The sequence below is a fragment of the Bradyrhizobium sp. 191 genome (assembly GCF_023100985.1).
Classification (GTDB): Bacteria; Pseudomonadota; Alphaproteobacteria; order Rhizobiales; family Xanthobacteraceae; genus Bradyrhizobium; species Bradyrhizobium diversitatis.
Genome location: NZ_CP064692.1, coordinates 8,012,557 through 8,031,303, shown reverse-complemented (window position 1 = coordinate 8,031,303; position 18,747 = coordinate 8,012,557). Strand labels below are relative to the sequence as shown.

Annotated in this window: 16 protein-coding genes; 7 read left to right on the top strand and 9 right to left on the bottom strand. The window is 64.9% G+C overall.

Translation table 11 applies throughout. The features are described 5' to 3' along the window. Positions 1-12 precede the first annotated feature (12 nt). Positions 13-966 carry a transglycosylase SLT domain-containing protein gene (locus tag IVB23_RS37910; RefSeq protein WP_061877278.1) on the bottom strand — a complete coding sequence of 318 codons (954 nt, stop codon included), beginning with the start codon at positions 964-966 and terminating at the stop codon, positions 13-15. Between the two features lie 88 nt (positions 967-1,054). On the opposite strand from IVB23_RS37910, the gene IVB23_RS37905 reads away from it, so the two are divergent. Further along, positions 1,055-1,693 (top strand): HAD family hydrolase, encoded by a 639-nt coding sequence (locus IVB23_RS37905; RefSeq protein WP_061877277.1) that lies wholly within the window; start codon positions 1,055-1,057, stop codon positions 1,691-1,693. 26 nt (positions 1,694-1,719) lie between these two features. Here IVB23_RS37905 and IVB23_RS37900 read toward each other — a convergent pair whose 3' ends face one another. Further along, positions 1,720-2,736, bottom strand: coding sequence for a carbon-nitrogen hydrolase family protein (locus IVB23_RS37900; protein ID WP_247802010.1), 1,017 nt, complete (start codon positions 2,734-2,736; stop codon positions 1,720-1,722). Positions 2,737-2,926: 190 nt separating this feature from the next. On the opposite strand from IVB23_RS37900, the gene IVB23_RS37895 reads away from it, so the two are divergent. The 4 genes from IVB23_RS37895 to IVB23_RS37880 all read left to right on the top strand — a co-directional run bounded on the left by IVB23_RS37895 (position 2,927) and on the right by IVB23_RS37880 (position 7,024). After that, positions 2,927-3,883 carry a helix-turn-helix domain-containing protein gene (locus IVB23_RS37895; RefSeq protein ID WP_061877275.1) on the top strand — a complete coding sequence of 319 codons (957 nt, stop codon included), beginning with the start codon at positions 2,927-2,929 and terminating at the stop codon, positions 3,881-3,883. A 150-nt stretch (positions 3,884-4,033) separates the two neighbouring features. Next, a complete protein-coding gene (locus IVB23_RS37890; protein WP_247802009.1) occupies positions 4,034-5,059 on the top strand; it encodes an aldo/keto reductase in 1,026 nt (341 codons plus the stop codon). Positions 5,060-5,279: 220 nt separating this feature from the next. After that, positions 5,280-5,471 carry a hypothetical protein gene (locus IVB23_RS39530; protein ID WP_311976943.1) on the top strand — a complete coding sequence of 64 codons (192 nt, stop codon included), beginning with the start codon at positions 5,280-5,282 and terminating at the stop codon, positions 5,469-5,471. Positions 5,472-5,602: 131 nt separating this feature from the next. Further along, a complete protein-coding gene (locus IVB23_RS37880) occupies positions 5,603-7,024 on the top strand; it encodes an MFS transporter (protein ID WP_247802008.1) in 1,422 nt (473 codons plus the stop codon). Positions 7,025-7,124: 100 nt separating this feature from the next. On the opposite strand, the gene clpA is transcribed toward IVB23_RS37880, so the two are convergent. From clpA to IVB23_RS37865, 3 genes are all read right to left on the bottom strand, one after another. Beyond that, complete coding sequence (gene clpA / locus IVB23_RS37875) at positions 7,125-9,533, bottom strand: ATP-dependent Clp protease ATP-binding subunit ClpA (RefSeq protein WP_247802007.1); 2,409 nt, start codon at positions 9,531-9,533, stop codon at positions 7,125-7,127. A 290-nt stretch (positions 9,534-9,823) separates the two neighbouring features. After that, entirely contained in the window at positions 9,824-10,156 is a 333-nt protein-coding gene (gene clpS, locus IVB23_RS37870; protein ID WP_212377472.1) for an ATP-dependent Clp protease adapter ClpS, read from the bottom strand. A 745-nt stretch (positions 10,157-10,901) separates the two neighbouring features. Continuing rightward, a complete protein-coding gene (locus tag IVB23_RS37865; RefSeq protein ID WP_061877269.1) occupies positions 10,902-11,240 on the bottom strand; it encodes a phasin family protein in 339 nt (112 codons plus the stop codon). A gap of 387 nt (positions 11,241-11,627) precedes the next feature. On the opposite strand from IVB23_RS37865, the gene IVB23_RS37860 reads away from it, so the two are divergent. Next, on the top strand, positions 11,628-13,493 hold the full coding sequence (locus IVB23_RS37860; protein ID WP_247802006.1) for a D-alanyl-D-alanine carboxypeptidase: 1,866 nt from the start codon (positions 11,628-11,630) through the stop codon (positions 13,491-13,493). Positions 13,494-13,731: 238 nt separating this feature from the next. Here IVB23_RS37860 and IVB23_RS37855 read toward each other — a convergent pair whose 3' ends face one another. From IVB23_RS37855 to IVB23_RS37840, 4 genes are all read right to left on the bottom strand, one after another. Continuing rightward, positions 13,732-14,457 (bottom strand): DnaJ domain-containing protein, encoded by a 726-nt coding sequence (locus IVB23_RS37855; RefSeq protein WP_247802005.1) that lies wholly within the window; start codon positions 14,455-14,457, stop codon positions 13,732-13,734. Between the two features lie 73 nt (positions 14,458-14,530). After that, entirely contained in the window at positions 14,531-15,280 is a 750-nt protein-coding gene (locus IVB23_RS37850; protein ID WP_247802004.1) for a VWA domain-containing protein, read from the bottom strand. Between the two features lie 143 nt (positions 15,281-15,423). Beyond that, entirely contained in the window at positions 15,424-16,284 is an 861-nt protein-coding gene (locus tag IVB23_RS37845; RefSeq protein ID WP_197966140.1) for an alpha/beta fold hydrolase, read from the bottom strand. A 346-nt stretch (positions 16,285-16,630) separates the two neighbouring features. Next, entirely contained in the window at positions 16,631-17,554 is a 924-nt protein-coding gene (locus tag IVB23_RS37840) for a division plane positioning ATPase MipZ (protein WP_061877347.1), read from the bottom strand. A 285-nt stretch (positions 17,555-17,839) separates the two neighbouring features. Between IVB23_RS37840 and panC the strand changes: the two genes are divergently transcribed. Continuing rightward, positions 17,840-18,691: a pantoate--beta-alanine ligase gene (panC, locus tag IVB23_RS37835; RefSeq protein ID WP_061877264.1), complete on the top strand. Its 852-nt coding sequence runs from the start codon at positions 17,840-17,842 to the stop codon at positions 18,689-18,691. Positions 18,692-18,747 lie beyond the last annotated feature (56 nt).

The window sequence follows — 18,747 nt, the reverse complement described above, 5'->3', positions numbered from 1 at the left end:
AGCGAATGCGCTCTACCCGCTCACACCGCGGTTCTTCAGCACGAAGCAGGCACCGCCCGCCTTGCGGATGCGGTTGCACAGATCATCGGCCTCGGCTCGGGTATCCGCGCCGATGCGCACCTGGTAGAAGGCGCGCGTGCCGCGGCTGCGCATCACCGAGCTTAGCAGGCTCGGGTCACGCTCGCCGACCACGGCGCTCAGTTTCGTGACCGCCCTGGAATACATCGCCAGCGCCTTGTTGCGGTCGAAGCCGGCCGCGAGCTGCACCCCCCAGATCTTTGCAGCGGCAAGCTCCACATGCTGCTCGAGCTCGGCGACGAACGGATTCGGCGCGCGCTTGAGCAGCGCCATCAGATCACGGCAGCTCGTCGGCGGCGAACTCGGCGGTCCCTTGCCGGTGCTGCCCGCCTTGGCCCAGGCATCGACGCTCGTGCCGGTGATGGCGAAGACGTAGTTGCGGGTCTGCTCCGGCATCGGCCCGGTGCCGGCGAGCCATTCCTGCACACGCCGCGGACCGGCATTGTAGGCCGCCGCGGCGAGGCCGAGATTGCCGAACTGGTTGCGCAGCTCGTTCAAAAACTCGGCCGACTTCGGCAATGCCTGCACCGGATTGAATGGATTGAGCAGCCCGCGCTCGCTTGCAGTCCCCGGCATGAACTGCGCGATCCCTTGTGCGTGCTCGCCGTTGCGCGTCATCGGGCCGACCGCATCGGCCTGGAAGCGGCTCTCCTGCCAGATCACCCGGGCGAAGAATTCGAGCGGGAGATTGGCATCGCGCGCAGCCGCCTCCACGATCAGGCAGATCGACTCCCGCGTGTCGCTCTCACGCGCATCCGCGGGTTTCTCCCCAGGCTTCTGGGCGTCCTCGGCATTGGAAGGCACGACAGGGGCCGGCGTCTCGTCTGCGAGCACCGGCGACAGCACGAAGGCGTGGCACAAGACGGCGATGACCCGAGCTATTCGCATGGCACTGACGCTATCGGACAAATCGGACCTTGACTTGGAACCCCAGCCAACTAGCACAAGCGGCAGTATCAACGCAGGTTTCGCCCGAATGGTGACAATCTTTTTTGATCTCGACGGCACGCTGACCAATCCCAAGCCGGGGATCACGCGATCCATCCAATACGCGCTGGAGCGGCTCAACCAGCCTGTCCCGAGCGAGGACGAGCTGACCTGGTGCATCGGGCCGCCGCTGCATGCCAGCTTGAAAAAGCTCACCGGAACCGACGAACTCGCCGACCGCGCGCTGCTGCTCTATCGGGAGCGCTTCAGCGATATCGGCCTGTTCGAGAACGAAGCCTATGCCGGCATCATGGACACCCTCACGAGGCTTACTGCGACAACACCGCGCATGTTCGTCGCGACCAGCAAGCCTGCGGTCTACGCCACCCGCATCGTCGATCATTTCGGCCTGAAGCCGTATTTCGAGCGCGTGTTCGGCTCCGAGCTCGACGGCACCCGCGTCGACAAGCGCGACCTGCTCCGCTATGCGCTCGACGAGGCCAGAGTCGACGCGAACAACGCGATCATGATCGGCGACCGCAGCCATGACGTGGTCGGAGCCAGGACCAACGGGATGACCGCAATCGGCGTGCTCTATGGCTATGGCAGCGAGACCGAGTTGCGGGACGCCGGCGCGCATCATATCTGCGCCGCACATCCCGAACTGCTAGGACATTGTGTGGCTTGACGTAAGCCCGTTCCGCGCAGCGACGCTCAGCTTGCCGCCGCCGCGATCTCCGTGGGCTCGACGGTGTCGACCGGCAGCGCGAACTGCTCGACGCGCTGGTACCGCTTCTTGTTGAGCAGCAGCCGCGTGACGTCGGGCCGCGAATAGTGGCCGGCGGGGTCAGCGGCGTTCTTGGCAACGCCGATGGCGCCAAGATCGATCTCGGCGATCAGCAGCCCTTCCTGGTCCGGCGCCAGCTTCTCGCCGATCTGGCCGCCGTCGGGGCCGTAGATTGCGGCAAACCCGCCGCCAGCATGCAGCAGCGCATGCTTGTCCGGCCGGTCGCAGAGCTCGTCGATCATGGCCTGCGACACCGTCGCGCAAGGCGCCAGCACGAAGCAGGAGCCCTCCACCGCATAGACACGCGAGGCGGCGTTGTTGACCTCGGCACCCAGCGCCGGCGCGAAGGGATCGTAGAGCGAGAAGCTCGGCCAGGCCGCGACGTGGACCTGCTCGTTCTGGGCATACATCGCGTATTTCGACAGCGGCTGGAGATGCTCCCAGCAGCACAGTGCGCCGAGACGGCCGATGTCGGGCCGCGCATGCACGGCAAGGTCGCTGCCGTCGCCCTCGCCATAGACCGTGCGTTCGGCATGGGTCGGCCGCAGCTTGCGGCGCTTTGCGATGGTCTCGCCATCAGGGCCGATCAGCCATTGCGCCAGATATAGGCTGCCACCATCCCGCTCGGACAGGCCTATCACGGCGGTGAGCTTTGCCTTGCGCACGGCCTCGCGCAGCCGCTCGGCCTGCGGGCTGTCGTAGGACAGCGAATTGTCGAAATAGCGCTGCACGAAGCCGCGTCCGATCGCCCAGGCCGGCGAGTCCATCCAGATATGCCAAGGGTAACCGGGGATGAAGGCCTCGGGAAAGGCGATCAGCTTGGCGCCCTTTTCCGCGGCCTCCTTGATCAGAGCGATCGACTTGTCGATCGAGGCCTCGAGGTCAAGCCAGGCCGGCGCCGCCTGCACCACCGCGACCTTGTATTTCGGATGCTCGATGCCCATTCCCGCCTCCATTGCCGGTTGATCGGAAACCACGTCCGATGCAGTCTATTTGGCCAAGCCGGGCGGCCGGGCGCTCGACCACGGCGGAACAAAAACTCGACTGGGAAGGGACCGTCGGTCGGTACGGCATTTGCCTGCGGCAGGCTGGATCCCCGGCGATTTTGCGGGATGTGAAAGGGAGGCTGTCCAGATGACAATCCAGTTCACGACAGACGGCAGCCCCGGCTATCGGCGGCTCGCCCTCTGGCAGGACATCGTCTGCGACGTCTTCGTCGGCCTCGACTGCAAGTCCGACCTCGGCAGCGCCTTTCGCGGCTCGGTCACGCAGGCTTCGCTCGGCAAGGCGGCATGCTCCGAGGTCTGCTCGGACCGCCAGCACGTGTTCCGCACGCCCTCTCGCATCGCGCGCTCGGGCCAGGATTTTGTTCTCATTGCCCTCGGCAATCGCGGCAGCGGCGGCGTTGTGCAGGACGGCCGGGAGACCGTGATCCATCCCGGCGAGTTCGCGCTCTATGACACCACGCGTCCGTATGAGCTGAAGTTCAACGACGCCTTCACGCAGACCATCTTCAAGGTGCCGCGCGAGATGCTGCGGCGCCGGCTCGGCGGCACCGAGACGCTGACGGCGACGTCGTTCGGGGCCGACGCGCCGCTCGAGCGGCTCGCCTATGATTTCATCTTCCGGCTTTGCCAGAGCGCGGACGGGCTGGCCCCGGACACTGCCGCCGCGCTGTCGGAGCAGGCGGTCGATCTGCTCGCCATGGCTTTGAGCGAGCGGCTCGGCAGGACATCGCTGCCGTCCTCGACCCACCGCTCGGCCCTGCTCTACCGGTTGAAGGCGCACATCCGCGCGCATCTCTCCGATCCCAACCTCACACTCGCGGAGACCGCCGGCGCGCTCGGCATCTCGCCGCGCTACGTCAACGATCTTCTCGCCGACGAGGACACCTCCTTCCAGCGCCATGTTCTTGCCGAACGCCTCGCCCGATGCCGGCGCGACCTCGCTTCGCCCGTGCTCGCCCATCGCCACATCAGCGAGGTCGCGTTCGGCTGGGGCTTCAACGACCTCTCGCATTTCGGCCGCGTCTTCCGCGAGCATTTCGGAATGTCGCCGCGCGACTTCCGGCAGAGCCAGTTGCGGCATTGAGATCCCTTTCAGTCAGCGATCCCCTGCACGACCAGGTCATCCCGAAGCAAGGCCGGTATGTGAGCGCGTGATAGGACGCGGGCCCTGCTTGCACTATCCTTTGCCACTGAGCCGCAATGATCAATCAGCGGCCAGCCGAGGAGCACATCGATGGAATACCGACGCTTGGGCAGTTCAGGCCTCATGGTGCCCGCCCTCAGTCTTGGCACCGGCACCTTCGGCGGCGTCGGCCGCCTTGCGGCTTGGGGCGCGACCGACGCGACCGAAGCGCGGCGCCTTCTGGACATCTGCCTCGAGGCCGGCGTGTCGATGTTCGACACTGCGAATATCTATTCTCTCGGCGAGTCCGAGCGGGTGCTCGGCGAAGCGATCAAGGGCCGCCGCGACAAGGTTCTGATCTCGACCAAGGCGACGTTCCGCTTCGGCGAGGGCCCCAACGATATCGGCTCGTCGCGGCAGCATCTGCTCGCGGCCGTCGACGGTTCGTTGAGCCGGCTCGGCACTGACTACATCGACCTGTTCCAGCTGCACGGCTTCGACGCCTTCACCCCGCCTGAAGAGGTGCTCGCAACACTCGACGTGCTCGTGCGCGCCGGCAAGATCCGCTACGTCGGCGTCTCGAATTTCTCGGGCTGGCACCTGATGAAATCGCTCGCCGTCGCCGACAAGCACGGCTTTCCGCGCTACGTCGCCAACCAGACCTACTATTCGCTGATCGGGCGCGACTACGAATGGGAGTTGATGCCGCTCGGGCTCGACCAGGGGTTAGGTGCCGTGGTCTGGTCGCCGCTCGGATGGGGACGCCTCACCGGAAAAATCCGCCGTGGCCAGCCGAAGCCGGAAGTCAGCCGACTGCCCAAGACGGCCGAGTTCGGACCGCCCGTGCCGGACGAGCATGTCTACCGTGTCGTCGAGGCCATCGACGAGATCGCGAAGGAGACGGGCAAGAGCGTCTCGCAGATCGCGCTCAACTGGCTGCTCCAGCGTCCGACCGTTTCGACGCTGATCATCGGCGCGCGCAACGAGACCCAGCTGCGCGAAAATCTCGGTGCGGTCGGCTGGTCCTTGACCAAGGACCAGGTCGCAAAGCTCGATGCCGCGAGCACGGTGACCCTGCCCTATCCCTATTGGCACCAGCGCGTGACCTTCACCGAGCGGAATCCGCCGGCGGTGTAGGACATTTGAGCTGCATCAAGCCCGCCTGCGTCGGCCGTGACACGCTGCGGCACTCGCGAGGCTGTCGCGCCGATTTGCCATGAAGGCCGTGCGCCGGGAATGATGGACATGAGCGATGAATAGGATCGCGCCAGCGCTGCTCGCCGTTGGCGTTCTGTGGAGCACGGCAAGTCAAGCCCTGGATCTCGAACAGCGGCGCGCCTAAGCACTGCTGCAACGGATGTGCGCGCAGTGCCACGCGGTCGGCAGGACGGGCAAGAGCCGGAACGAGCTGGCACCGCCCTTCCGGAACCTCGGCGAGAACAAGCTCTACGACCCCGACTTCATGCAGCGCCTCCAGGACGGCTACGGCAGCATCCACCGCTCGATGCCACGGCTCGATTCGGCCGAGACGACGCTGAGGCCGTGGTAAGCTACCTCAAGGCGATTCAGGCGCCACGGAAGCCGAAACAGGACTGAAACCGCCAAGGCTTTGGCTGGAACCATCCCGGGTCGGATCAGGTTGCGGACCAGCAACCGCATCTCGAGCAAGCACGCTTCACGATGTCATCGACCACCATCGAGCATGCCGACGGCCTGCCGCAGCCACAGCGCAACCAGGCGGTGCTGACAATTGCGCTCGGCATCATCATGGCGGTGGTCGACAGCGCCATCGCCAACGTCGCGCTGCCGACGATCGCGGCCGACCTCGATGCAAGCCCGGCCTTCTCGATCTGGATCGTCAACGGCTACCAGCTCGCGATCACGATCTCACTGCTGCCGCTGGCTTCGCTCGGCGAGATCGTCGGCTATCGCCGCGTCTATCTGGTCGGACTGGTGCTGTTCACGCTGGCCTCCGCATTGTGCGCGCTGGCGCACACGCTGCCGCTGCTGACGGCCGCGCGCATCCTGCAGGGCTTTGGCGCGGCCGGCATCATGAGCGTCAACGCGGCGCTGGTGCGCTTCACCTATCCGCGCAGCCAGCTCGGCCGCGGCATCGGGCTCAACGCGCTCGTGGTCGCCTTCTCGGCCGCGGCCGGACCGACGCTCGCGGCCGGCATCCTGGCCGTCGGAAGCTGGCCCTGGCTGTTCGCCATCAACGTGCCCCTCGGGGCGGTGACATTGCTGATCGGCCTGCGCAGCCTGCCGCACACCAGGCCTGCGAGCCGTTCCTTCGACTGGCAGAGCGCGGGCCTGTCCGCGATCACGTTCGGTGTCGGCATCGCGGCTGTCGACAGCGTCGGTCATGGCGAGGCCGCCATCACCTGCCTCGTGCAATTCGCCATCGCCATCGTCGCCGGCGTGCTGCTGATCTATCGCGAAACCCACATGAGCTCGCCACTCTTGCCGGTCGATCTGTTGCGCATTCCGGTGTTCGCGCTGTCGATAGCGACCTCGATCGCATCGTTCTGCGGGCAGATGCTGGCCTTCGTCGCGATCCCCTTCTATCTCCAGAGCCGCTTCGGCTATTCGGCCGTGCATATGGGGCTCTTGATCACGCCCTGGCCGATCGCGGTGGCATTCGCAGCGCCCCTTGCCGGCCGCCTCGTCGAGCACTATCCGGCGGGCCTGCTCGGCGGCATCGGCCTCACGCTGTTCGCCTGCGGCCTTGCCGCGCTGGCTTTCCTGCCTGCGACGCCGACCCCGTTCGACGTGATCTGGCGCATGGCGCTGGCCGGTGCCGGCTTCGGCCTGTTCCAGACCCCTAACAACCGCACCATGATCGCGGCCGCTCCGCGCGAGCGCGCCGGCGGCGCAAGCGGGATGCTGGGCACGGCGCGCCTGCTCGGCCAGACCACGGGGGCAGCGCTGGTGGCGCTGCTGCTCGGACGATATCCGGTTGAGGGCACCAGGCTGGCGCTCCTCGTCGGCGTCGGATTTGCGCTCTGCGGCGCGGCGCTGAGCATGCTGCGGCTGTCTCCCGCGGGCGCGCGCGGCGCCGAGCACGTCCGTGTCCAGGACGATCAGCGCCTGCGGGGAGACTAAAAGGAGCCAGGCCCAGGTTCCCGCGGCCCTCGACGCCGACATCGGCGCCAACAAAAAGGCCGGCTTTGCAGCCGGCCTTTTCGATTTCATCGCGCGCAGATCAAGCCTTGACCAGCGGGCCCTTGGAGGTCGGCCCCTTCGAGCCGCCGGGACCGCCGGGCTTGGACTTGCCCGGCGGGCGCTTGCGAGCACCCGGCAGCTTCTCCTGCTTCGGCGTGACCGGGCCTTCGACGAATTCGAAGCCGATCTTCTCCTTGGTCTCGTCGGCCTCGTCCTTGATGAGAACGACACGGACGTGACCGCCGCCCTTCAGCTTGCCGAACAGCACCTCGTCGGCCAGCGGCTTCTTGATGTGCTCCTGGATCACGCGGGCCATCGGGCGCGCGCCCATCTGCTCGTCGTAGCCGTGCTGGACCAGCCAGGTCTTGGCGGGTTCGGACAGCTCGATGGTCACGTCGCGGTCGCCGAGTTGCGCTTCGAGCTGAAGCACGAACTTCTCGACCACGGTGCCGATCACCTCGACGCTGAGATGGCCGAACGAGACGATGGCATCGAGACGGTTGCGGAATTCCGGCGCGAACTGCCGGTTGATCGCCTCGTGGTCGTCGCCTTCCCGCTTCGAGCGCGTGAAGCCGAACGCCTGCTTGGCGAGATCGGACGCACCCGCGTTCGTGGTCATGATCAGGATCACGTTGCGGAAGTTGACCTGCTTGCCATTGTGATCGGTGAGCCGGCCGTGATCCATGATCTGGAGCAGCACGTTGTAGAGATCGGGATGCGCCTTCTCGATCTCGTCGAGCAGCACCACGCAATGCGGATGTTGGTCGACGCCGTCGGTCAAGAGGCCGCCCTGGTCGAAGCCGACATAGCCGGGAGGCGCGCCGATCAGGCGCGACACGGTGTGCCGCTCCATGTATTCGGACATGTCGAAGCGCAAGAGCTCGACGCCGAGCGACGCCGCGAGCTGTTTTGCCACTTCCGTCTTGCCGACGCCGGTGGGCCCGGAGAACAGGTAGCAGCCGATCGGCTTCTCCGGTTCGCGCAGACCCGCGCGTGCGAGCTTGATCGAGGCGGCAAGCGATTCGATCGCCTTGTCCTGGCCGAACACGGTACGCTTGAGCGTCGTCTCAAGATGCTTGAGCACCTCGGCGTCGTCCTTCGACACGCTCTTCGGCGGGATCCGCGCCATCGAGGCGATCGTGGTCTCGATCTCCTTGATGCCGATGGTCTTCTTGCGCTTGTTCTCGGCCACCAGCATCTGTGCCGCACCGGACTCGTCGATCACGTCGATCGCCTTGTCGGGCAGCTTGCGGTCGTGGATGTAGCGCGAGGAGAGCTGAACGGCAGCTTCGATCGCCTCATTGGTGTACTTCAGCCGGTGGTAGTCCTCGAAATATGGCTTGAGGCCCTTGAGGATCGCGATGGCGTCCTCGACCGTCGGCTCGTTGATGTCGATCTTCTGGAAGCGCCGCACCAGCGCGCGGTCCTTCTCGAAGTGCTGGCGATATTCCTTGTAGGTGGTCGAGCCCATGCAGCGGATGGTGCCCGACGCCAGCGCCGGCTTGAGCAGGTTCGAAGCATCCATCGCCCCGCCCGACGTCGCGCCCGCACCGATCACGGTGTGAATCTCGTCGATGAACAGGATGGCGTTGGGATGCGCCTCGAGCTCCTTCAGCACCTGCTTGAGGCGCTCCTCGAAGTCGCCGCGATAGCGCGTGCCGGCAAGCAGCGTGCCCATGTCCAGCGAGAACACGGTCGCGGCCGCCAACACCTCAGGCACCTCGCTGTCGACGATGCGCTTGGCGAGGCCCTCCGCGATCGCGGTCTTGCCGACGCCGGCTTCGCCCACGAACAGCGGGTTGTTCTTCTGCCGCCGGCACAGCACCTGGATCGCACGGTTGATCTCGGAATTGCGTCCGATCACCGGATCAATCTTGCCGTCCCGTGCCTTCTTGTTGAGGTTGACGCAATAGGTCTCGAGCGCCTCGCCCTTCTTCTTGGCGTCCTCGTTGCCCTTGGTCTCGGTCTCCTCGTCGACGCCGCGCACGGGCCGCGCCTCGGAGACGCCCGGCCGCTTGGCGATGCCGTGGCTGATATAGTTGACCGCGTCATAGCGCGTCATGTCCTGCTCCTGCAGGAAATACGCGGCATGACTCTCGCGCTCGGCGAAGATCGCGATCAGCACGTTGGCGCCGGTCACCTCTTCGCGACCGGACGACTGCACATGGATCACCGCGCGCTGGATCACGCGCTGGAAACCGGCGGTCGGCTTGGCGTCGTCGGCGCCATCCGTTACCAGGTTCTCGAATTCGGTCTCAAGGTAGTTGACGAGACTCGTGCGGAGCTTGTCGAGATCGACGCTACAGGCGCGCATGACCGCGGCTGCATCGGAGTCGTCGATCAGTGAGAGCAAAAGATGCTCGAGCGTCGCGTATTGGTGATGACGCTCGTTTGCGATCGCCAGCGCACGATGCAGGGATTGTTCAAGGCTTTGGGAAAAAGTCGGCATTCGCGTCCTCTATGGCCCCCACCATCATGATCGTCCTCGCCCGGTCAGGCAACAACAACCTTTGTCACATATAGTTATACAAGACCGCGGCGAAAGACCGGTTCCGCGACTCGACGGCGACACACCTGCGGTAATTTCAATGCAAAACCCGTTCCGATTTGGGCGGGATCGGCGCCGGCGCGGAATTCCGTAGTTTTGCCGGCCAGCAACGGGACTCGCCCGCAGCCGTGACCGCAACAATCACGCCGCGACTTGCACAAGAGCCGGCTTCAAACGCGCCGCAAGGCGTCTTACTTCTTTTCCATCACGCATTGCAGGGGATGCTGATGCTTGCGGGCAAAGTCCATCACCTGCGTCACCTTGGTCTCGGCGATCTCATAGGTAAACACGCCGCACTCGCCGATGCCGTGATGATGGACGTGCAGCATGATCTTGGTCGCCGCTTCGACGTCCTTGTTGAAGAACTTCTCCAGCACGTGGACGACGAACTCCATCGGCGTGTAGTCGTCGTTCAGGATCAGCACGCGATACAGGTTCGGCCGCTTGGTCTTCGGCTTGACCTTGGTGATGACCGACGTGTTCGGACCCGAGGGGGTGCCCGAACGGTTCTCGTCATTGCTCATGCGAGGAGCGTCGGCGGCGGCTGGCGCGGACAGGTCGATACTGGAAGTCAATTGCGGCATGGCACAGGCGTTCAAATTCCCCACGGAAGCGCATGGCGGTCACCGCGCGACTCCGCCCTTCGGAGCCTGGCGCAGGCGCGCCGCCTTGTTGGATCGCCGCTCCCGACACATCCGGCTCGAGCCGGACCGTTCGCCAGCAATATGGGCCTGCCCTCGGCTTGCCGCAAGCTTGCGGAGATCGGGCCGATGCGGCCGTGGCAGTCCCGATTCCCGGTCCGGGCGATCCTCGTCAGGTTAATCAATCCAGACCGATTTGACAAAAATTTCCGCCCGGCATGTTTAGAACATGTTGACCAGGAACCGGGTTGTTAACCCGCCTCCGGCTCCGGTTTCCTACGGTTCAATATTCTACCATTCAATGGCGTGGCGCGAAATCGGGCAACCACCAGATCCGGGATCGTCGTGTCCCGTCATCAACGCGCAGGCCAGGGGCGCGAACTGCATCTACAGGGACACGATCATCCTGATCCTCCGACGGTCTCGAACGCAAAACCGAAGGTACGGCAACGCTTCGCAGATCGACGCCCGACAGAACATCCGCCGCGACAGCGCCAACGCAGGTGAACACCGGCAGCGATCGGACTTCGAGCGAGCTGCTGCGCGCAGCGCGCTGACGGATCATCGCACACAGCAAAAAGCCCGGCTGGTGCAGCCGGGCTTTTCGATTCCAGGATGTCCTGAAACCTTACTGAGCGGCCGGGGTGAACTTCGACACGATGGTCTCGACCGGCTTGAACGCCTGCTTGGCGAGGTCGCTGTAGAGGCCGGCGATCTTCTGCGATTCCGCAACGAAGGTCTCGTAGGAGGAACGGGCAAAATCGGTCTGCGCTTCCATGGCCTTGTCCAGCGACTTCACGCCGGAAAGCTTCTCGACGAAGGACTTGGTGTCTTCGAACGACTTCTTCGTATAGTCGCCATAGGCGCTGGCGATCGCCTGGAGGCCGTGCTGCACCGAGGTCGCGGAGGCAACGCACTGCTCGAACTGCTCTTTCCCGTAGTTCTGAAAGTCTTCAACCTTGAACATGTCGGAATCCTTTTCCCTGGCTCGCGTCGGGAAGCCCCGGCTCCCTGACTGTGCCCATAATTAGTGCAACGCACAATAAAGTCAAGAATCTTGTGCGACGCACAAAAGCTAGATGTAAATCGCAGAGATTCCCGGGGTTTCCCGCAAGGGTTCCTTAAGCTTTTGGAAACCGCGGCGCCCTACCCTGATTCCCTGGACGTGTTCACTTCCGCAGGCGGCCAAAGCCGTTTGAGAACATCACCTTAGCCAGAACAGCGGCTCGGGTCCAACGTCCCCCGTGGCGAACACCAGCGGAGGGACAGCCTGAGCAGGTAATGATCCCGGGACCATTGGGCACAATTTCGCCTCACGGGCCGGTGATCAAGTCAGAAACGGGGACGGGGTTCCATGCTTCGTAACAACTTGTCTTCCTCGCGCTTGGCGCGGGTTGGCGTTTTGGGGCTTCTTACGGTCACCATCGCGGTCATCATCACCACCGATGCAGCGGAGGCGCGGCGCCATCGCCGCCAGCATGTGCATCACCGCGTCCAGCGCGATGTGTCCGAGAGCTCGAGCCCGAAATTCGCGTCCATCATCGTCGACGGCAATTCCGGCGCGGTGCTCCAGGCAACAAGCCCTGACGGGATCCGCCATCCGGCGTCGCTGACCAAGATCATGACGCTCTATCTGCTGTTCGAGCGCCTCGAATCCGGCAAGATGAAGCTCGACACCGAGATGCCGGTGTCGCAGCACGCCGCCAATCAGGATCCGACCAAGCTGAATCTGCGTGCCGGCCAGACCATTCGCGTCGAGGACGCGATCAAGGGCCTCGTCACCCGCTCAGCCAACGACGCTGCGGTGGTGATCGCGGAAGCGATCGCCGGAGACGAAGACGACTTCGCCCAGATGATGACGCGCAAGGCGCGCTCGCTCGGCATGTCCAGGACGGTCTACCGCAATGCCAACGGCCTTCCCAATGACGAGCAGGTCACCACCGCGCGCGACCAGGCGACGCTCGGTCGCGCCATCCAGGAGCGCTTCCCGCGTTACTATCGCTACTTCGCGACCTCGACCTTCAATTGGCGGGGACAGTCGATCCGCAACCACAACCACCTGCTCGGCAGCGTCGAGGGTGTGGACGGCATCAAGACCGGCTACACCCGCGCCTCCGGATTCAACCTCGTCACCTCGATCCGCCGCGGCAACCGCCACCTGATCGGCGTGGTGCTGGGCGGCCGCAGCGGCGGCTCGCGCGACGCCATCATGCGCAGCCTGCTCGCGGAGAACCTCGACAAGGGCGCGACCGTCCACACCGTCGCCGCGGTCACGGAGCGCAACGGCGCCGAGGCCAATACCAACGTCGCCGATGCGTCGGATGCTTCCCGTTCCGCCCTGCAGGTCCAGGCCGGCGCGGCCCCTGCTCCCGAGGCGGCCCCGTCGCGCCTTGCCGCGCGTCTGTCGACGCTGGCCGCCGCGACTGCCGCGATGCCGCCGGCTCAGCACCGGTCTGATGCCAACAAGCCCGAAGTTCGGCCGACGGAATCCAAGGTCGAGCCTGCACCGCTCACCAATGGCGTGATCTCGAGCCAGCCGCTCTCCATCGTCCCCGGATCGTCCGAGCCGATGAAGCCGGTTCGGGTCAAGACGGTTCAGGTCAAGGCCGGCGCCGTGAAGGTCGCTTCCGCCGCCCCGGCCCAGGTTGGCGTCCAGGTCGCCCCGCCGGTCACCAGCACCATCCCGCCCCGTTCCGACGTCGCGGAAACCTCCGGCGCCGTCGTCGCCCGGGCGGACCTCATCAACAAGCCCGAGGCGGTCAGCCAGCCGGAAGCACCGAAGGCCGAGATTGCCCGCACCGAACTGCCGCGGCAGCCGGCGGGCTTCGGTACCGGCAACGGCATCCTCGGGGTCCTGCCGGCGGCAACCGCCGCTGCGCCCGCCCCCGCCGGTCCCAAGCTCGCGTCCGCCGACCCGGCGCCGCAGCCGATCCAGATGAGCACCACCACCGCCACCAAGCCGGCCGTCGCTCACAGCGGCTGGATCGTCCAGGTCGGCGCGCTCGAAAGCGAGAACGAAGCCCAGCAGCGTATCGACGCTGCCCGCAGCTCCGCCCGCGGCCTGCTCAGCAAGGCCGATCCGTTTACCGAGCCGGTTGTCGCCAAGGACAATCGCAAGCTCTACCGCGCCCGCTTCGCCGGGCTCGAGCGCGACCAGGCCGAAGCCGTCTGCCGCACCTTGAAGCGCGCCGAGATCTCCTGCATCACCGTGCGCAACTGATCTCCCTTCTCCATTCCGAGCCAAATGCCCGCGCCCTTGCGCGGGCATTTCGTTTTGGGGATGCGGTGATGCCGAGGCTATTCCTGACAAGGCCGTTCCACGACAACCTCTCGTCAAGGATTTACGGTTAAAACTTTACTCAAGGGATCACCACGCCGACAATGGCGGGCATCGAGGCGACGGCAAACGGAGCGAACGGAGCTCACGCGGTACGGGCGTTTGTAGCGTAGTGCCGGAGTTAGCCGTTATGCGTGCGAAGCAGAGTATCCTTGGCCTCGTTTACCCGGGCAGCGAGATACGTCGAGCCCCCCTGGTCGGGATGGAGTTTCTTCATCAGGGCTTTGTGGGCCCGGCTGATGTCGTCGCGTCCCGCTCCCGGCTGCAAGCCAAGGATCTGATACGCTTCCTCCGCCGTCATTTTGCCGCTCGCCGCCGTGCGGCGCTGCCGCCCTGCCGCATCGCCCTGCGCGTTCTGACGCCAAGCGGGAAACCGGCGGTCCAGATAGCTTTCAAGTAAGGCCACGCTCTCGGCGTCGAACGTCGGAACCATTGCCAGCAGGCTGGCGAGATCGAAGTCGCCGAGATTGCGCCCGGCGTGAGGTCCGGCGACGATCTGGCCTGTAAGCTGCCCGGAATCGTGGTCGAGCCGCATGTCGAGGAATTGCGAGCGCACGCGCGAAACCTGCCCTTGCGCCGGCGCCGCACCGCCACCGAATAGCCCGCCGATATTGCCGAAGCCGGCATTCGCCAGTGGCGTCCAGCCAAGCAGCCCCGCGCCGAAGATTCCGAGCGGGATCGCAACCGCCAGCTCGCCCCGCAAACCCGTGAAGGCCGCGACCGCGAGCGCGAGCACGCCGCCCCCAAACCTGATGGTTCGCGCCAGCACCGCCGGATTGGCCGCGCGGAACATCTGAAGCAGCAGATAAAGCGTGATAACGGCGACAGCGCCGGCGATCAGGGTCATGACCGGAATATAGTCGCCCTCGCCGCAAAATGCATCGCATCCACCGCCGCCGCGAGCCGCGCCTGCCCGATCGCTACTTCATCTGGCCGATCAGAATCGCCGCGCCGCTCGCGGTCTTCGCCAGTTTCAGCAACGCTTCGCGTCCGCCGGCTGCATAGGCCGCAGCTGCCCGCAACAGCTCGCGCAGCTGCGCCGCCGCGCCGGGATCGAACCGGCACCAGGCGCCACCGGTCAGGCGCGCGATCTGGCGGAAGGCCTGCTCGGCGACGGCGTCACGGCCCTCCTGAAACACGAACACGGGCACCTTGAGCATGCCGAGCTCGCCGGCCTTGGTGCAGAGCTCGTCGACGTTTTCCTCCATGGCATCCCCGACGAAGACCACGGCCCGCACGCCGGACGCCACCGCTTCGCGCCGGGCCTCGCTCAGCACCTTGCCGATCTGGGTATCGCCGCCGCGGCAATCGATCTTGCTCATCAGCGCCGCCAGCTTGGCGCTGTCGGAGATCCAGCCCGTGGTACGGCACTCGTTGAAGCCGCGATAGTAGACCAGCCGGATGTCGAGACTGCCGAGCGCTGCGGCCTCGCGAAACATGTCGGCCTGGAGCGCGCAGGCCAGGTCCCAGGTCGGCTGCCGGCTCATCGTCGCATCCAGCGCGAAGATCAGCCGCCCCTTGGAGCCCGGTGAATGTGGTGAAAGCGCCCGCGCCTTGGCGACGAAGGCGGCGATGTCTTCCGAGGTTGAGGTCGCCGCTTGCGGCAGCGCGCCGTCTGCTTGCGCCGAAGCGGCATCGCGACCGCGCGGTTTGATGGGTTCGCCCGACATCGCTGCTTGCACCTTGCGTCAGCGACTAATGTGGTCAGCGCATGCGGTCCGGTCAATGTGCAAAGCCTCCGCGGGAAGGCCGGCGGAGGCTTTGACGATCGGTGCAGTCGAGCGGTGACGTCTTGTGCGTCAGCTCTTGTAGGTCAACCTTTGGCGGGTGCCATCAGAGCGACCGGACCAGGCTCGAGGATCTTGGGCGGGGACGATTGCGTGTCGACCGGCGCCGCTTCGCTGTCGGTCGTGCTCAGAAACTTGTCGAGCATGCTCTGGATCGAGTTCTTCGCCACATCCGGACCGGTGTCACGCATGTCGTTGTGCTGGAATTCGGTCTTCACGACCTGGATGCCCGCCTTCTCGCATTCCTCGTCGGTCGGAAGCACGCCCGCATCGGTCTTGAACTGCGGATCCTGGGAGCGGAACGACAGGATCTTGAACTTGCCGGCGGTGACGAAGGGCACGCGCAGATTGTCGAGGGTGACGACCTTCTTGACCTCATCCGGATACTGCTTGGCGAAGTACATCGTGATGTCGCCGCCCATGGAGTGGCCGACCATCGTCACCTTGTCGTAGTCGGCATTGGGCTGAACCTTCTTCATCTCCTGCATGGCGAGATGAATGTTGGCGACGCCGCGCAGGATCTGCGGCAGGCGGCCGACATAGAGCTCGCCGGGCTTCGTCACCATCGGAGGATCCGTCGGCAGGTCATGCTGCGGGCTCAAGACCATGTAGCCGCGCGCAGCGAAGATGTTGGCGAGGAAGCCGTACTCGGTGTTCTTGACGGTGTTGCCGTGATTGATCACGGCGACCGGCAGCGTGATCATGCCGGCGTTGGCCTGCATTTCCTTGTCGCGGCGCACCGCGACGTAGACGGGCACCGGACGATTGTCGCGCGAGGCGTCGTAGAAGGTGATGGTCTCGTGCTTGATGGCCCACTTGCTCGCCGTGAAATAGGCGATGCCGCAGAGGGCACTGACCGAAACCAGAACGGCAATTCCACGCTTCATTTTCGTCCTCAGCCTCAGGCTTAGTGGCCTGAATCCCTGTTGAAAATCGTGTTCTTCCGGAGCTCTTTGGCCCCTTGTCGCCTATTCCCTAATATATGTCACAGCAGCGTGACAGGAAGGCTAAATAATGTGAAATCGCAGCCCTTCCATTGTGCGACGCACACGTTTTCTGTGCACCCCATTCTCATACCACTACGTCAGGTGCAGCTCACCATCCGACGCAACCGGCCCCTAATTGGGTTGGTTTCGCAGTCAACACGGAGTGAAAACGCGTCGAGCGCAGCCACGGTTCCCGCAGGAACCGGCTGCTTGGATCGGTGGAAAGTAGCAGCTTACCGCCGCCGCTTTAGACGCCCAGGATGTCGTGGACCTCGAGCGGCTTGTCGACCTGGTTGAACCACTCGGCCCGGTTGGCGGCGCGGCGCCGACCGCGCTCGTCGAGCGGCAGCTTGAGCTGGCGGAGCAGGCTCGTCACCTCCTCCCGCGCGGTAAGATGGCCGAGATTGGGCCGCATGCCGAGCGTGGCCTCGTCGATTTCGTCGAGGGCGGTCAGACCACGCGGAAAGAATTCGCGGTAGACGACGCGTTCGGCGAAGCCGTCGACGTAACGGAAGCCGAGCCGCAGCGACAAATCCTTCAGTCCCTCGGCGACGAGCTGCTTGTTGCGGGAGCCGAGCATCGACAGGCGGTTGCGCACGACGATCCAGTCGGTGGTTGCGCCGTCGAGCTGGCGGCGCTTGCGCCTGACGTCTCGCACCATCTCGGCATAGTGGCTCTCACCCGTCACCGCGTAGTTGGCGGGATCGACGGTACCGAGCACGTCGAAATCCAGGAAGCTGTCGTTGAGCGGGGTCACCAGGGTGTCGGCCATCGAATGGGCGAGCCGCATGAGATAGCTGTCAGTGCCGGGCGTATCGATGACGATGAAGTCGAAGCTGCTCTCGACCGCCGAGACCGCCTCCATGAACTGCTGGAACTCGGAATGCTCGTTCTCGGCGATCTGCATGGTCTCGCCGAGCTTGATGCAGCGATGCACCGGCAGTTCGAGATCGAGCTTGGTGCGGCGGGCCCAAGCGGCGCGGTTGTCGATGTAGCGGGTGAAGCTCTGCTGGCGGCAGTCGAGATCGATCGTGGCGACGCGCTGGCCGGCTTTGAGGAGCGCAACGGCGATGTGCAAGGCGGTGGTCGATTTGCCGGAGCCGCCCTTCTCGTTGCCGAGCACGACCACATGCGCCGAGCCCGATCGGCCTTGGCTAGCCTGCACAAGCATGGTGATCCTCAACGCCGCTCGCGAATATCTTCGAGTTGACCGCGTCTGCGGTCAAGTGAAATGCGTGACAGATCATGCAAATCGCAACGCGCCCTGTTTCATCGTGAATCGTTGCGCCGTCCTTCGTCTGTTGATCCGGTCTGCAATGTCGCGACGTCCTGCGCCACCTTGCGCGGGATGCTGTGCCGCATCCGGATGCATGGCGTCCACGATCGCCACTTGTTAAGGTTAGCCGGTCGGGCACGATGCCCGCACCCGCGCCGATTCCCAATCCATCGAGTCCTGATGTCAGCAAGCCCATTGATCGCCCGCACGGTCCCCGCCCTGCGACGCGCCGTCGACAATCTCCGCAAGCGAAAAGCCACGATCGCGCTGGTCCCGACCATGGGGGCCCTCCATGACGGCCATGTGTCGCTGGTCCGCCTCGCCAAGCGGCGCGCCAGCCGCGTCGTGGTGTCGATCTTCGTCAACCCGACTCAGTTTGCCCCGACCGAGGATTTTGGCGCCTATCCGCGCACCTGGAAGGCCGACATCGCCAAGCTCGCGGCCGAGGACGTCGATATCGTCTGGCACCCGGGCGTCGAGGCCATGTATCCGGAGGGCTTTGCCACCCGCATCGTGCCGGAAGGACCGGCGCTGGCTGGCCTCGAGGACCGCTTCCGCCCGCACTTCTTCGGCGGCGTCGCCACCGTCGTCGGCAAGCTGTTCACGCAGTGCCGGCCGGACTTTGCGATCTTCGGCGAAAAGGATTTTCAGCAGTTGCGGGTGGTGACGCAGATGGCGCGCGACCTCGACCTCGGCGTCAAGGTCCTCGGCTCCCGCACCGTGCGCGAGCGCGACGGGCTCGCGATGTCCTCGCGCAACGTCTACCTCTCACCGGAGGAGCGGCAGACCGCCGCCGTCCTCTACCGCGCCATGAAGGAGAGCGCCGGGCGCATCCGGGCCGGCGATTCGATCGCACCTGCGATGGCTGGCGGCGCCGAAATGATCAAGGCGGCCGGCTTTGCGCTCGACTATTACGAGGTCCGCCACGCCGAGACGCTGGCGCCGGTCACCTCGCGCAAGGACGGGCCCCTGCGGATCCTGGTCGCAGCCAAGCTCGGCACCACCCGGCTGATCGACAATATCGCGGTCTAAAGCGCGATGACGCCATCGCGCTTTAGGTTATTGTTTGAGCATGATCTTTCCGGAAA

Bases quoted from the DNA above. Each gene is read 5' to 3' on its own strand.
- IVB23_RS37910 (WP_061877278.1), bottom strand. From the start codon at position 966: ATGCGAATAGCTCGGGTCATCGCCGTCTTGTGCCACGCCTTCGTGCTG.
- IVB23_RS37905 (WP_061877277.1), top strand. From the start codon at position 1,055: ATGGTGACAATCTTTTTTGATCTCGACGGCACGCTGACCAATCCCAAG.
- IVB23_RS37900 (WP_247802010.1), bottom strand. From the start codon at position 2,736: ATGGGCATCGAGCATCCGAAATACAAGGTCGCGGTGGTGCAGGCGGCG.
- IVB23_RS37895 (WP_061877275.1), top strand. From the start codon at position 2,927: ATGACAATCCAGTTCACGACAGACGGCAGCCCCGGCTATCGGCGGCTC.
- IVB23_RS37890 (WP_247802009.1), top strand. From the start codon at position 4,034: ATGGAATACCGACGCTTGGGCAGTTCAGGCCTCATGGTGCCCGCCCTC.
- IVB23_RS39530 (WP_311976943.1), top strand. From the start codon at position 5,280: ATGTGCGCGCAGTGCCACGCGGTCGGCAGGACGGGCAAGAGCCGGAAC.
- IVB23_RS37880 (WP_247802008.1), top strand. From the start codon at position 5,603: ATGTCATCGACCACCATCGAGCATGCCGACGGCCTGCCGCAGCCACAG.
- clpA (WP_247802007.1), bottom strand. From the start codon at position 9,533: ATGCCGACTTTTTCCCAAAGCCTTGAACAATCCCTGCATCGTGCGCTG.
- clpS (WP_212377472.1), bottom strand. From the start codon at position 10,156: ATGAGCAATGACGAGAACCGTTCGGGCACCCCCTCGGGTCCGAACACG.
- IVB23_RS37865 (WP_061877269.1), bottom strand. From the start codon at position 11,240: ATGTTCAAGGTTGAAGACTTTCAGAACTACGGGAAAGAGCAGTTCGAG.
- IVB23_RS37860 (WP_247802006.1), top strand. From the start codon at position 11,628: ATGCTTCGTAACAACTTGTCTTCCTCGCGCTTGGCGCGGGTTGGCGTT.
- IVB23_RS37855 (WP_247802005.1), bottom strand. From the start codon at position 14,457: ATGACCCTGATCGCCGGCGCTGTCGCCGTTATCACGCTTTATCTGCTG.
- IVB23_RS37850 (WP_247802004.1), bottom strand. From the start codon at position 15,280: ATGTCGGGCGAACCCATCAAACCGCGCGGTCGCGATGCCGCTTCGGCG.
- IVB23_RS37845 (WP_197966140.1), bottom strand. From the start codon at position 16,284: ATGAAGCGTGGAATTGCCGTTCTGGTTTCGGTCAGTGCCCTCTGCGGC.
- IVB23_RS37840 (WP_061877347.1), bottom strand. From the start codon at position 17,554: ATGCTTGTGCAGGCTAGCCAAGGCCGATCGGGCTCGGCGCATGTGGTC.
- panC (WP_061877264.1), top strand. From the start codon at position 17,840: ATGTCAGCAAGCCCATTGATCGCCCGCACGGTCCCCGCCCTGCGACGC.